Genomic DNA, 13,420 nt, shown 5'->3' with positions numbered 1-13,420 from the left:
CAATACACTGGCAGCACTTACTCAATACACTGGTCTTATTTAAGCTTCCAGCTAGACGAGAGGATAGAAGATATCCCCGATGGGTTAAGCCAAAACCATCTAAGTATCCCCATAAAAAGAAAAATGCCAGTCAGCTTAACTGACTGGCATTAGGCTAAATGCCCCTTGATGTTGTATAAAAAGATTATACAAAAAGATTATACAAAAAGATTATATAAAAGTAGTTAGTCGTACTTTGCTTCTAGCTCATTAGCTGTATGAAACTTCTCATGACTTTGTAATTGCTCGTCGTATTTAACGAGGTTTTTAAAGTGCGCTAATTGACCTGAGTTTTTAACTATTTCAACAATAAACGACATCATAAAATCAGCTCCCGTTAGGGTATCGCCCACTAAATAACGTTTACCTTCAAGGCGGTCGTTAAAGTAGCTAATTACTTTAGCTGTTTCAGCGTCAGCATAGCCTTCTAAAAACTGCGTTTTAGCGCCGTCTTTTAGTACAAACATTTTAAGTAAAAGCGGTAAAATTGCTGAGCTTTCTGCAAAGTGCAGCCATTGCTGGTAGTCAACATATTCAGCGGTATCTACTTTTGGAGCAAATTTACCATTGCCGTATTTAGTAATAAGGTAATCGGTAATAGCGCCTGATTCAGCAATAATTAAACCGCCATCTTCAATTACCGGTGACTTACCAAGTTGATGAATATGCTTTAATTCGTCAGGGGCTAAAAATGTGTCTTTATTACGCTGATAAGCCACAATTTCGTAGTCAACATTTAGCTCTTCTAAAAGCCAAATTACGCGTTTAGAACGTGATTTATTTAAATGGTGTAGTTTGATCATGTCAGTCCTTTTGTGGCTTGTAAGGACTTGGCCTTACAAACCGTTTAAAATTAAAGTGGGTTATTAATTTTAACCACAGTTTTACCAAAGTTTTTACCGCATATCATGTCGTTGAACGCGCCTACTGTATTTTCGATGCCTTCTACCATGTGCTCACGGTATTGAATTTTTCCGTCTTGTAGCCATTTTTGCATGTCTTGTGCAAACTCGTCGTAACGGTCGCCGTAATCATCAAAAATGATAAAGCCTTGCATTTTAATACGCTTAGTAAGCAATTGACCCATTAGCATACCTAAACGGTCTGGGCCTTCTGGCAAGCTAGTAGCGTTATATTGCGATACTAAACCACACAATGGTACGCGCGCTGCGGTATTTAGTAATGGTAGTACGGCGTCGAATACTTTACCGCCCACATTTTCGTAGTAAACATCAATGCCTTTATCACAGGCTTTTTCTAACTGCTCTGCAAAGTCATCAGCTTTGTGATCAATACAGGCATCAAACCCTAGTTTTTCAACTGCGTGTGCACATTTTTCGCTGCCACCAGCAACACCCACTACTTTACAGCCTTTAATTTTAGCTATTTGACCAACCGTTGCACCTACTGGGCCTGTTGCTGCTGCAACAACTACGGTTTCGCCTTCTTTAGGCTGGCCAATATCAAGTAAACCCATGTAAGCAGTAAAGCCAGGCATACCCATAATACCTAATGCGTATGAAGGGTTTGCAGGCTCTTTACCTAACTGCATTAAACCTTCGCCATTGGTAATGGCGTAATCTTGCCAACCTGTGTAGGCAAGTACCCATTCACCGATCCTAAACTTATCGTTTTTAGACTCTTCGACTTGGCACACTGTAGCGCCAACCATTACATCACCAATATTAACTGGGTCAGCGTACGACTTAGCATCACTCATACGACCACGCATGTATGGGTCTAGCGATAGGTAAATGGTACGTAGTAAAACTTCGCCGTCTTTTAATGCAGGAAGCTCTACCGTTTTTAATTTAAAGTTTTCATCTGTTGGAGCGCCATTAGGGCGTGATTCAAGAGTAAGTTGGCGACTAGTCGTAGACATATAAGATCTCCTATTAATATAAATAAACTACTTACCGAATGTTTACGCTTTAAAAATCGTGATCAGCTAAACAATAATGCGCGGCTAAGCAGTATGAATATGTACAATGCGTACCTTAATAAAGGAGTTTTGGGCGGGTGGTTGATAATTCAACCTTTGCAGAGTATTTATTCTAAATGGTTTATTTTAGCTTGCTAAAAATATGGCTATTGTAAAACACCCCGTTTTTATAAATGGCCTGTTTAAGCACAGCCTCTTGCTCAAAGCCACTTTTAATAAGTGCTTTCATAGAGCCGGTATTACCAGCAAACACAGCGCCAAAAATTCTGTTTATGTGTGAGCTTGCAAACGCTTCATTGCATATAAGTTCAATAGCGCGAGTAATAATGCCTTGCCCCCAATAGGCTTTATTTAGCCAATAACCAATTTCGCCACTGTGGCTGTATTCAAATTCGCCGGGAGTTACACCAATACAGCCCGCAAATTGCCCATTTACCTCAATGGCTTTAACTGTTGCATCAATTACGCCGTTTTTTGAGCCTTGGTTTATCCACCAATCAGCATCGGCTTGCGTATAAGGAAACGGAATTTTTGACGATAAATAACGCGTTACCTGTTCATCATTTAAGGTGCTAATAATAAAAGGCGCGTCTTGGGCTTTAAACTCTCTGAGGGTGATCATATTTTTTCATAAATTTTTAGTATGCACACTAACTTAACAATCATTTAAGAGTTAAACAATCAGAACCTAAATTAAACGGTTTACGGCTATTACTTTGTTTTAAAGTCCTCTAATATAAGCAAAATATTACACCTATTTTAGATGCCATTATGCACCCTCACATTAAAGCGCTTTATAACAGCGCCCAAAAACCAAGCCGTTTAATTATTGGTTTAATGAGCGGTACCTCGTTGGACGGGCTTGATGTTGCACTGTGTAAAGTAACGGGCGCGGGCTTAAATACACACATTGAGGTTTTAAATTTTACTACTGTTGATTACAACGACGATTATAAAACTAAAATAAAGCAGGTATTTGCTAAGCGAGAATGCGATTTAGAGATTGTTACTTTACTGCACCCGTGGGTAGGTAAACTCCATGGCAATATGGTTAACCAGTGCTTAGCTAAGTGGAATATAAACCCTGCAAGTATTGATGTAATAGCAAGCCACGGGCAAACCATTTATCACTGCCCGCAGTCGCAGCATAACCACAAAAGCTTTACTAATGGCACCTTACAAATTGGCGATAGTGACCAAATAGCCGTTACTACGGGTATTACAACCATTGGTGATTTTAGACAAAAACACATAGCCGCAGGAGGCGAGGGCGCACCACTGGCTGTGTATGGCGATTATTTGTATTTTTCGAGCGCTGCTGAGAGTCGGATTTTGCTAAATATGGGCGGCATTGCTAACTTAACGTTTTTACCCAAAAATGGTGATGCAAACGGTGTGTTTAGCTCCGACATTGGCCCCGGTAATACCATTATGGATGCCTACGTACAGCAACATTTTAAAGATATGCATTATGACGATGGCGCAAAAATAGCAAAAGCAGGCAAGATAAATACACCATTATTGAATGCATTGTGTAATAACGCATTTTTTAAACTCCCAATGCCTAAAACCACAGGGCCTGAGGTATTTAACTTAGCGTATTTAAATGCTGCACAGCAGGTTACAAATACTCACCATTTAAGCCATGAAGATGTAATGGCCACCTTAAATACCTTTACTGCAACCGTTATAGCAAATGCATTAAACGAGTGTGCAGAGCGCGCACAAAATTGTGTGGTGTATGCAAGTGGTGGCGGTATTCATAACCCGTTGCTAATGGCGCAACTTACAGCGCTTTGCCCACGTATTAAGGCTTTTAAAAACACCGACGATTTAGGTATAAACCCCGACGCAAAAGAGGCTGTACTATTTGCTATTTTAGCAAACGAATGCCTAGCAGGAGAGCAGCAACACCTAAGTAATACTGCACAAGGTATTGCGGGAGTTACTATGGGTAAAGTAAGTTTTGCAGACTAACAACTTATAAGTAGCGTCGCGTAATTTAAGTGCAGCCAGCACTAAAACAGCGATAAAAACGTAGAACCCATACTCGCAAAGTAGCTACGAACGCCCTGAGGCTTAGCATGTTCAGTTGTTATGTGTTCAGGAATATAGCCTTGCTCAAATGCTTTAATGTACACATCGAGTTGTTGGCTTTCTTTTAAGGTCGTGTTTTTTCCGTGCAGCATCATTTGCACTACAAAACATTGGCTTTGTGTAATGTTACTTAAAGTAAGGTTTACAGTACCAGATTCAAGGTCGTCATTGCTTAGCATTTTTTCAGTAAAATACTGTGCCCCACGCGCACTGGGCTGCGTAGCACTTAGTGAAATAACATCGCTCTCATTTGCGCCATCAGGCAACACACACTGCAGCGTAATGTTATGCGCAGCATTGGCTTTTAGCGATAGCTTTTCATATTCCATAGCGTGGCTCATCGCCGCAGACATAGAATCATCAAATGATTGCTGTGCAAATGTTAGTTGCACTAAGGGTGTACTCATCTTACTTAGTCTTCTTGAGTTTATTCATTTATCGGATAGAGATTATCGCGGATCAAGGTTACAGATTTATGACTAATTGCACTAATTAGTACAATTATTGAGTGGTTTGATCAAAGAGGATCTTTGCACTTCTAATATGAAAACAGTTTGTGATACATTTAGAGTAGATAGTCATATACAGCAAAGTCAGGCGAGTGAGTATTGACTAGATAAAGCCGCTAACCAGTAATGCTATGTAAAATGAGTAAATAAAAAATATAATGTAAATTATATTTTAGTGTAAACACTTTATCCCACAGTAAAAAATAAATTAAGCTCAAGCAACTGGCATCAGAACGAAAAAACCCACGCCTAAGCATGGGTTTATTCTTTATCTTTTGTCTTTGGTGGGCTGCATAAGCAGGGATATCCAAAGCTCTCAATAAACATATTACCAGAAAATGTATTATGATCAACCAAAGATAAAGAAAAACTTATAAGATGGAAAGTTAATGCGATACAAAGCAATTGAAAAGACCATATCAATTAGTCGATTTACAACATACAGAAATGCTGTCATTGCGAGTACTGGTGTTGATTGCGGTATAAAAGCTCTCTCGCTATATGAATGGAATGCAAATTTATCATCTGATTTTTTATTTCCTTTACATATATATGAAGTGGTATTACGTAATGCTATTAGTGAAGCTATTGCAAAAAGATATGGTACTGATTGGCCTATTAATACGGTATTTCAAAACTCACTGGCTTATAAAAATAAAAGAGAGCTATTAAGCATTGTTAGCAATAATTACTAAGGGTTAGGCAAGGTGTTACCAGAGTTAAAGTTATCTTGGTGGGAAGAAATGCTAACGCGGAGGCATGATGGGCGTATTTGGAACGTTCATATTCAGACTGCATTTCCAAACGCTGATAACCTAACTGCGGCGCAAATTAGAACGCTATTAAAAGAAGCTTGCTTTGTAATAAGAAAAATAAGAAATCGAATCGCTCACCATGAGCCTATTTTCAACCACAATAAGTTACTTGATATTTATCCTTTAATTGAAACTACTGTGGCAATGCGGTGTAAAGAAACAAAAATATGGTTGGATGAAATAGAAAAGGTTAATAACTTACTTTTGAACCCTGTTATATGAAAGTATTAAAAATTTATTTGGTACATAAGAGGGAAAACTGAGTCTAAAAAATGAGAAAGAGTCATAACTCCATCTATGCCCAAAGATCTTTCACCAAAACAAAGTACATAGGCTCATTAATATGTTTTCTCTCATAGTTTTGAAGATTGAGCGGATACAGTTGATTAGCTCACACACTTGACTATTTGTAGCGAGCGGAAAGTACAATCTTAGTTGAAAGCTGTCTAGAGGAATGCTTGAAATCCACGAGTGTAATTTATTAGCCAAAGTAAATACTCCGAGCTAGTTTTTACAACGACCAAATAAAAAGCAGATACCTAATTAGCATCTGCTTTTATATTTAAAAACCACAGTGCTAAGCGCTGTGGTTTTTAATTTTTAACGAAGAATATTTACTTAAGCTTGAGGTTTAATTAAGTACTTTTCGCCTGTTGCTTGTTTAGAATAAGCCGCGATTGATTGTAAATGTAACACCTCAGCTAATGACACTTCGTGCGTGTAATTGCTCGCAAATGTTGTGGTGATTTCGTCTGCAATACGTTTGCGCATTTTTATTACTGTATCTGTGCTTAACTTACCTAAGGCATTAAATAACAAGAATCCGTTTACACCCCATGCAAAACCAAAGTTACGGTTTATTGTGATAGGGCCTCGGTTTAATGCACCATAAATATACACTTGTTTGTAAGTGTCTGAGCCATAAACGCTGTGCTCTTTCATATCGCGTGCAGCTGCAACTTCCATACAGTTAAGAATATCACTTGTTAGTTGGCCGCCACCGATTGGGTCGAACGCTATAGTTGCACCCGTTTCAATTATTGCAGCGGTTAGATCAGCAAGAAAAGTGTCGCTGCTTGAGTTAACAATATATTTTGCACCCATATCGCGCAGTAATTTTTCTTGTTTTGGTTTACGAACAATATTAATTAAATCAACGCCATCAGCAATACAAATACGGTTTAGCATTTGGCCAAGATTAGAGGCTGCAGCCGCGTGAATAATAGCTTTATGACCTTCAGCGCGCATGGTTTCTACCATTGCTAGTGCGGTAAGTGGGTTAACAAAAGATGATGCACCTTCTTTAGCGGTAGTCCCTTCTTTTAGCTCTAGGCAACTTTGTACATTGGCACAAATAAATTGACGATACGTACCAGCGCCAATTACAGCAACGGTTTTACCCATTAATGCTTGTGCGGCTGGTGATGAACCTGCTGCTACAACGGTGCCTGCGCCTTCATTACCTACTTGTGTGGCTTTACCTACGCGTGTTTTAAGTGATGGCATAAATTGAGCTGGAACATCGGCAGTAATTACTGGGTTTTCATCAGTACCCGATTGCTTTGCAGTAGACATATCAGCTGCGCTGAATAAAACGCCTAAGTCTGATGGGTTTAATGGTGCAGCTTCAATACGAATAACCACTTCATCGGCACTAGGCTTTGGCATCTCGATGTTTTTTAAGGCAAGTGTTAGTTTATTGTCTTCGCTGATAGTTGAAGTAAGTTGGATATTTTTATCTGTCATTATGTTTGCTCCCACAAAAATGAGTATTGATTACTGTTATAGCTAAGGGCTGTTATAGCTAAAGGCTTCTTATATAGCTAAGGGCTATTTAGCGTTTACTGCTTGAATTTGCACTTTCACTTTTTGCATAAATTCAGCCATATTTGATTGGCGATCGGCCTCTATGCTTTGGGCAATGGCTAATTGGCTCATTGATTCGTTCCACTCTTTCATACCGGGAACTTGTGCTAGTACATCCCAATCAAGCTGGCTTGAACCAAAGGCGCTAACTATGGTGTTTACGTAATAAACGTAAATGTCTGCCATTGTAAATTGCTCGCCTGCAATCCAAGGTGAAAACTTACACACGCTACTCAAAGCGGTTACGCCACGCGTTAATACTTGGCGTACTTCGGCTTTAGTTGTTTCAGGTACTTCAGCGCCAGAAAATACATAAGGGATGAACCGTCTGCTTGGGAGTTCAAAATAAAGCTCTGCCATTTTCATAATTTGACGTACAACTGCGCGCTCACCTGCATCTTCAGGGTATAGCGGGGTTTGCGGGTACGACTCTTCTATAAAGTCGCAAATAACACTCGACTCTGAAATATTAAGGCCGTTAGCTGTTGTGATTGCAGGCACTTTGCCTGCAGGGCTTATTGCTAGTAAATCTTCACTACCGCCGTAAACAAGGTGTTCTTTAAATGGCAGTTGTTTGTGTAAAAGTACATGTTTAACTAGGTTGTAATAGTTGCTAGCAGCAAAACCGTGCAAAGTAATCATAAGTCAGCTTTCCTTTATTAACGTGAGGATACTCATTGCCAAATAATGCAATTTTGGTCCCCGTGTTTAAGTTGAGCCTATTATTACTTGTTTTAATTTGCTTATATATAAGGGAAAATGCGAATCACTTTTGTCTTTAAGACAATAAAGAATTTTATTTAATGGAGAGGCGACTTGGATCAACTAAAAGCCATACGGTATTTTATTGAGGTGGTTGAAACAGGCAGTTTTACTAAAGCCGCAAAAGCATTTGGTGTGCCGCCTTCGTCGTTGTCGAGGCGAGTTGCCGATTTAGAAAAAAGCCTAGGGGCGACGCTTTTAAAACGCTCAACCCGCATAGTTAAGCTGACCGAAGTAGGGCAAATTTACTACAGCGATGTACAAAAAATAGTGAACCAGCTTGAGCAAAGCCACGAAACGGTTCGAAGTTACCAAACAACCCCAAAGGGGCGTTTATCTATAAGTTGCATGGTAGGTTTTGGCGACAAAATGCTCATGCCGCTGCTTGATGAGCTTAGCGCGTTATACCCTGAAATAATACTCGATGTAAGCTTAAGCGATGAGCTGTCGACACTCGGGCGTGACGATGTTGATATTGCTATTCGTGGTGGTTATGCACCCAATGAGCGCGTGATAGCAATAAAACTTATGGATAATGGCTTTATACCTGTGGCGTCCCCCTGCTATTTACAAAAACACGGAGTGCCAAGTAACGCCATGGAATTAAAGCACCATAATGGGCTTTATTTTAAAACGCCTTCAGGGCCAACGCCGTGGTTATGTAAAGTAGATGAGCAATGGCATGACGTTTCTGGGCCTGCTGTCGCTATTTCAAATAACGGGTCGTGGCTTGCTAAAAAAGCATGTAACGGGGAAGGTATTTTAATGTCAACTCGATGGGCACTGGCTTCATATCTTGAGCTGGGTGAGTTACAAGAGCTTAAGTTTGAGCATGAGGTGGCAATAACTCAAAATTCTAATATGGCTGTTTATTTGTTGTATCAAAAACAACGTTATTTGGTACCAAAGGTAAAAGCGGCGGTCGATTTTTTAGTACAAAGAATAAAAGAAACAGGTGAAGGTAGTAAGCAAATAAAATAGCCCTTAAGAGTAAGGTGAGTAGATTAATAGAGTGTCGGATGGCGCTGCGCTTATCCGACCTACGCTTATCCGGTTTATTTTTACCAGATATATATTTATGTTTGTTTAACTTATTAATAAATTATTTGTATAAATAATAGGTAAAAAATGCTCCTTTAGGCTAAAGCTTTTAACTAAGCGCCCGATAAGTTACTTAATAGGGTTTAGCGATTAGGGATAATCATGGTTAATAATATATTAGGCAGTCAGGCTAATCTAAGCACTATGCTTGCCCAATCAGTTAATAACGCCAACCAAATATCTGCGACACCTTCACTGCATAGCAGTGGCGACCTTCAAGCTATTAATGATTTACAAACTAATGCGCCTAAAATAACCGACGAGTTATTAAGCCAGCTAAATGATGAAACGATTTACGAAGCACTAGCCAGTAATCAAAAAGTAGGGGATATTTTACAACAGCAACTTACCTCGCTATTTATTATTACAAGCACGCCTAGCACGCTTAACTATAAACTCTCCGATGAAGAACTCGCCCTGCGCACCGTAATAAGTTCTCAGCATGAGGGGTTATTAAAAAATGAAAACAGCACCCAATTAATTGAGCGATTAAATACATCCGTTAAAAATATTCAGGGTGCTTATGCTAATACCAGCGATATTTTATCAAGCTTGGGGCAACTTGGGCATGAGCAAAAAACGTTTTTAGCCTCAAGCCAGCAACGTGTTGAGCGCACGCTTAATCCATACATGGAAAGTGCTAACCGTAGCAAGTACGAGGATGACGATAATTATTTATTTGAGCTCTCGGTAAAAACCAAAGAGGGTGATGTAATAAATATCACTTTTAATTCGTCACAAGGCTTTGATGAAAAAACGGGCGAAGCCGTTGATGGCTTTGGCATAAGTTACGAAGTAAATGGCGATTTATCTGAGGCTGAACATGCGGCTTTAACGCAGGTTATGGCGGGTGTTGGCGAAATGGCCGATGAGTTTTTTAAAGTGAGTGAAAACTCATTTAATCCTATTATAGTGCCAAACCAAACAGACATGAGTTTAGACTTTTTAGCAGGCTTTAATAGTGAGCAGCTAGCGGGTTTTAATGTGTCGTTTTCAACAACGCAAAATGATGCGCTTGATACAGGCGAAAACACGCTTGATTTAAGTTACTCAATAGATGAAGCGACAAATCAACAAGCACTTGTGTTTAAGGCTGAGAATGGGAAAAACGAAATCGACTTTGCACTCGATATGTCGACCATTGGCGCTAAAGACACACAGCAAATGCAGCAGTATTTAGCGTCCCTCGATCAAAGCTTAGAAGATAGCCGAGTAAACAGTACCGAGGATAGTAAAGACTCGGCATTTGGTCGTAAAGGGGATGAGACAATGCAGCAAGGTTTTGCATTATTTAAAGGCGCTTTTACAAGTATGTCGTCAGCGGCTGAACGTTATAGCAATATTGAGTCGCTTGCAGATAAGCAATTTAATGACGGGCGCGCTATGGTTGCCGATTTAGTTGATAACATGATCGCAAACGATCCCCGTTACCAAGGGCTTGGTAATAAAGCACCCAATACATTGGGGGCGGGTGTGTCTAAGCTCGCTGATTTTGATGCTACGTTTTCTTACGCACTGGATAGCGGTGACTATCAGCCTAAAAGTACCATTGAGCTAAGCCAAGCGACTGAGCAAACCCAATTAGGCGAGCTTAGCGGTTTAACACAAAGTAAAAATGTAAGTAGCCACTTTGATTATCAATACAGTCGCCCCGACTACTACGACAAAGAAGAGAGTTATAACGTAGGTACCGCAGTTAAAAATAAAGAACTTGTGGGGCTTGACCAGTCTCACGAAGTTGATGTTGATACAAAAATGTATGCGTTTAACCCTCAAACAAATCAATACGAGCTGCAAATGGCGATGCAAGAGCAAACCATTAGTAAAAGTGACATTCGCTTAATTGACGATATTTGGCTTGAAGAAAACGAAAACAGCTACAACATGAATAAAAAAGAGCGTGTTGAGAGCGACGAAAAGCAAGATGACTTTAAAACAACCAGCAGTCATTCTCATAATAAGTTAGTTACCTTAATTGGTGATTTAGACAAGCTGGCTGAAAATAAAGACGTAAGACGCGAGTATTTAACTAACTTATCGCAAGTTAACTTTTTTATGGATAAAAAGTAACGGTCTTGAGCTGTTCACTCCACACTTAATATTGGGTATAGTCGTTTAATACCTAAATTAATACCTAAATTAAGAGCAACCTTATGTTTAAACAATTAATTTTACTGTGCGCTTTAAGCATGCCGCTTGTAAGCTGCGCTGCTACGGCGCCATTTTCGGGCGAGATAAGTACGCAAGAACTGCTAAGCGACTACAACAAGTTTAACGAGCAATACAAAGCGTATACACCAACAGCACAAGATATAGCCCTAATGCAAAAGCTAGAAGGCAAAGAGCTTATTGTATTATTTGGTACGTGGTGCCACGACAGTGAGCGCGAAGTGCCAAAGCTGATTAAGTTACTTGATGCGTCGAAAGTTGAACTTGCAAGCATTGAATATGTGGCCGTAGGTTACAACAAGCAAGACGATGCAGGCATTGCACAGGCTAATGACTTGCAATACACACCAACGTTTATTGTTAAACAAAATGGCAAAGAGTTAGTACGCGTAATTGAAAAACCAACGGGTACATTGGCGCAAGATTTAACGCAGGGTTTGTAAATAGAGCTTGTTCGTATTTGGGGTTAACGATTTAGCAAATAGGTTTATAAGTTAGCTGTTGGGCTGCTATGAGTAGTCTCCTGATACTTTAATGTGTAAAGGCCAAAAATTTCCCCCTTTGGCTGAGCAAAAATAGGAATTCAGCTATGGTTTGCATATCAATTAAAACAAATAAAAAACTAATTAATCTACAAGCTCGTTATGGTGTTTCTTAATATGTTTAAGGATCTCCGTAAAAATTTGATTGCTGCGATCCTTAGTCCTTTAATTGTATTACCAGTCCTTGGTTTTTGTTATTTTTATGCGGGTATAGAAAATTATACTTCTCTTAGTTCATTAATTTCAGGTGTTGGTTTTGGTGTGTCAATAGGGATGGGAAGTTTATTTTATTTCTATCCTTTAATGTTCATTTACGGATTACCTATTAGCTTATTACTCCAAAAGTTAAATTTATTTAAATTACCTGTAGTTTTAATCTTAAGTATACTTCCAGTTTTTTTACTTAGTCTTTTTAGTGAATTTAATCGTGCAACATTGGTTCTTCATTTATTAGTACTTTCAATGGGTTTAACTAGTTGGCTTATATATAATAAATTAAGGTAACACCACAAAAAGCGATTAATGTTACACAACCGTTTTCTTACTCGACTTACAGCTCAGATCTAAATCTACTCATACAAAAATTATTCACTAAACAGGCTTTTTTCGAATGCTTGCGCAGCATGAGAAGACGGTCTGTCTTTGTAGTGTAATTGGTATAATGGTCTTGATAACTCGACGTCATTTGGCTGTTCTAGCCGTGTTAATTTACCCAATTGTACTAAATCGTCTGTGACTACATTAGGCAATAAAGCAACGCCCATTCCTTGTGCTACTGCTCTTGCTATTGCTTCATTACTTCCGAGTTGCATACAGTTTTTTGCCGTAATACCGTGTTGCTGTAATAACTTAACCGACACCTCTAAAGTGCCCGAGCCAGGTTCGCGTAGTAACCAAAATTGATTGTTTAACCATGCTTTTACATTTTTAGCGGGTTTTAAATTGCTTGGTATAACCACACTCATTAAATCGTTTTGCCAGTGCTTACTAATAATGTGTGGCTCGGTGGGTGTGCCCTCAACCAGTGCTAAATCGATGGTGCATTCAAGTAGTGCGTGCTCAATTTGCGCAGTATTAGCCACTTGTACTTCTACTTTTATATGTGGGTACTGCGCGCAAAATTTAGCTAAGTAAGGAGGCAGCCAATAGCTGGCAATGGTGGTGCTGGTGCCTATAACCAATGTGCCGCGCTTAAGCCCTGTGCGCGATTTAATATCTTCAATGGCGGCTTTTTCTATGGCAAAAATACTACGCGCATGTTCAAAAAGCGCTTGCCCGCCTTCACTTAAAGTGAGTTTTTTGCCTTTAGATGCACGTTCAATAAGTTGAATATTTAATTGATACTCAAGCTCTTTTAGCGCTTTAGATACCGCAGGTTGGCTTATAAAAAGCGCCTCGGCTGCGCTTGAAAAACTACCAAGCTTTGCTACCGTATAAAACACCCTAAGTGCATGTAAATTCATTGCGCCTCTCAAATTACATAACCTTAAGTTATCGAATCATGATTTTAATATATTGGAGTTATATTTTGGCCTTTATTAAAATGAAGTCAACTAATTAGAGTTGTTTGATTGAGGG

At 39.3% G+C, this 13,420-nt stretch carries 14 protein-coding genes and 1 pseudogene; 8 read left to right on the top strand and 7 right to left on the bottom strand.

The genetic code is table 11. The features are described 5' to 3' along the window. Positions 1 to 143, top strand: a pseudogene (locus I6F50_RS18780) (IS4 family transposase); the annotation flags it as partial. Between the two features lie 81 nt (positions 144 to 224). Here I6F50_RS18780 and I6F50_RS18775 read toward each other — a convergent pair. The 3 genes from I6F50_RS18775 to I6F50_RS18765 all read right to left on the bottom strand — a co-directional run bounded on the left by I6F50_RS18775 (position 225) and on the right by I6F50_RS18765 (position 2,603). Continuing rightward, the gene (locus I6F50_RS18775) at positions 225 to 842 is read right to left on the bottom strand and encodes a glutathione S-transferase family protein (protein WP_010554991.1); all 618 of its coding nucleotides are present in this window, start codon (positions 840 to 842) and stop codon (positions 225 to 227) included. Between the two features lie 50 nt (positions 843 to 892). Next, the gene (locus I6F50_RS18770; protein WP_197161919.1) at positions 893 to 1,921 is read right to left on the bottom strand and encodes an NADP-dependent oxidoreductase; all 1,029 of its coding nucleotides are present in this window, start codon (positions 1,919 to 1,921) and stop codon (positions 893 to 895) included. A gap of 181 nt (positions 1,922 to 2,102) precedes the next feature. After that, a complete protein-coding gene (locus I6F50_RS18765; RefSeq protein WP_165728773.1) occupies positions 2,103 to 2,603 on the bottom strand; it encodes a GNAT family N-acetyltransferase in 501 nt (166 codons plus the stop codon). A 149-nt stretch (positions 2,604 to 2,752) separates the two neighbouring features. Here I6F50_RS18765 and I6F50_RS18760 point away from each other — a divergent pair, with 149 nt between their 5' ends. Beyond that, positions 2,753 to 3,958 (top strand): anhydro-N-acetylmuramic acid kinase, encoded by a 1,206-nt coding sequence (locus I6F50_RS18760; RefSeq protein WP_165741711.1) that lies wholly within the window; start codon positions 2,753 to 2,755, stop codon positions 3,956 to 3,958. Between the two features lie 41 nt (positions 3,959 to 3,999). On the opposite strand, the gene I6F50_RS18755 is transcribed toward I6F50_RS18760, so the two are convergent. Beyond that, the gene (locus tag I6F50_RS18755) at positions 4,000 to 4,485 is read right to left on the bottom strand and encodes a hypothetical protein (RefSeq protein ID WP_165728771.1); all 486 of its coding nucleotides are present in this window, start codon (positions 4,483 to 4,485) and stop codon (positions 4,000 to 4,002) included. Between the two features lie 491 nt (positions 4,486 to 4,976). On the opposite strand from I6F50_RS18755, the gene I6F50_RS20365 reads away from it, so the two are divergent. Together I6F50_RS20365 and I6F50_RS20360 are read left to right on the top strand one after the other, a co-directional pair. Beyond that, the gene (locus I6F50_RS20365; RefSeq protein WP_231611832.1) at positions 4,977 to 5,282 is read left to right on the top strand and encodes a hypothetical protein; all 306 of its coding nucleotides are present in this window, start codon (positions 4,977 to 4,979) and stop codon (positions 5,280 to 5,282) included. Positions 5,283 to 5,294: 12 nt separating this feature from the next. Then, on the top strand, positions 5,295 to 5,624 hold the full coding sequence (locus I6F50_RS20360) for a hypothetical protein (RefSeq protein WP_231611831.1): 330 nt from the start codon (positions 5,295 to 5,297) through the stop codon (positions 5,622 to 5,624). 396 nt (positions 5,625 to 6,020) lie between these two features. Here I6F50_RS20360 and I6F50_RS18745 read toward each other — a convergent pair whose 3' ends face one another. Further along, positions 6,021 to 7,148, bottom strand: a complete 1,128-nt coding sequence (locus tag I6F50_RS18745; protein WP_197177007.1) for a zinc-binding dehydrogenase — start codon at positions 7,146 to 7,148, stop codon at positions 6,021 to 6,023. A gap of 84 nt (positions 7,149 to 7,232) precedes the next feature. Next, positions 7,233 to 7,910: a glutathione S-transferase family protein gene (locus tag I6F50_RS18740; protein WP_197177005.1), complete on the bottom strand. Its 678-nt coding sequence runs from the start codon at positions 7,908 to 7,910 to the stop codon at positions 7,233 to 7,235. Positions 7,911 to 8,084: 174 nt separating this feature from the next. Here I6F50_RS18740 and I6F50_RS18735 point away from each other — a divergent pair, with 174 nt between their 5' ends. The 4 genes from I6F50_RS18735 (at position 8,085) to I6F50_RS18720 (ending at position 12,346) form a co-directional block, all read left to right on the top strand. Then, positions 8,085 to 9,011: a LysR family transcriptional regulator gene (locus I6F50_RS18735; RefSeq protein WP_197177003.1), complete on the top strand. Its 927-nt coding sequence runs from the start codon at positions 8,085 to 8,087 to the stop codon at positions 9,009 to 9,011. 222 nt (positions 9,012 to 9,233) lie between these two features. After that, a complete protein-coding gene (locus I6F50_RS18730; RefSeq protein WP_197177001.1) occupies positions 9,234 to 11,201 on the top strand; it encodes a hypothetical protein in 1,968 nt (655 codons plus the stop codon). Between the two features lie 83 nt (positions 11,202 to 11,284). After that, positions 11,285 to 11,743: a thioredoxin family protein gene (locus tag I6F50_RS18725; RefSeq protein WP_165740657.1), complete on the top strand. Its 459-nt coding sequence runs from the start codon at positions 11,285 to 11,287 to the stop codon at positions 11,741 to 11,743. A gap of 216 nt (positions 11,744 to 11,959) precedes the next feature. Next, complete coding sequence (locus I6F50_RS18720; RefSeq protein WP_165740658.1) at positions 11,960 to 12,346, top strand: hypothetical protein; 387 nt, start codon at positions 11,960 to 11,962, stop codon at positions 12,344 to 12,346. An 80-nt stretch (positions 12,347 to 12,426) separates the two neighbouring features. Here the strand turns inward: I6F50_RS18720 and I6F50_RS18715 are convergent, their stop codons facing one another. Further along, positions 12,427 to 13,305 carry a LysR family transcriptional regulator gene (locus I6F50_RS18715; RefSeq protein ID WP_165740659.1) on the bottom strand — a complete coding sequence of 293 codons (879 nt, stop codon included), beginning with the start codon at positions 13,303 to 13,305 and terminating at the stop codon, positions 12,427 to 12,429. Positions 13,306 to 13,420: the final 115 nt, after the last annotated feature.

The sequence above is a fragment of the Pseudoalteromonas sp. NZS127_1 genome, assembly GCF_015864295.1.
GTDB lineage: Bacteria > Pseudomonadota > Gammaproteobacteria > Enterobacterales > Alteromonadaceae > Pseudoalteromonas > Pseudoalteromonas arctica.
This window is presented reverse-complemented; position numbering and strand designations above follow the sequence as displayed.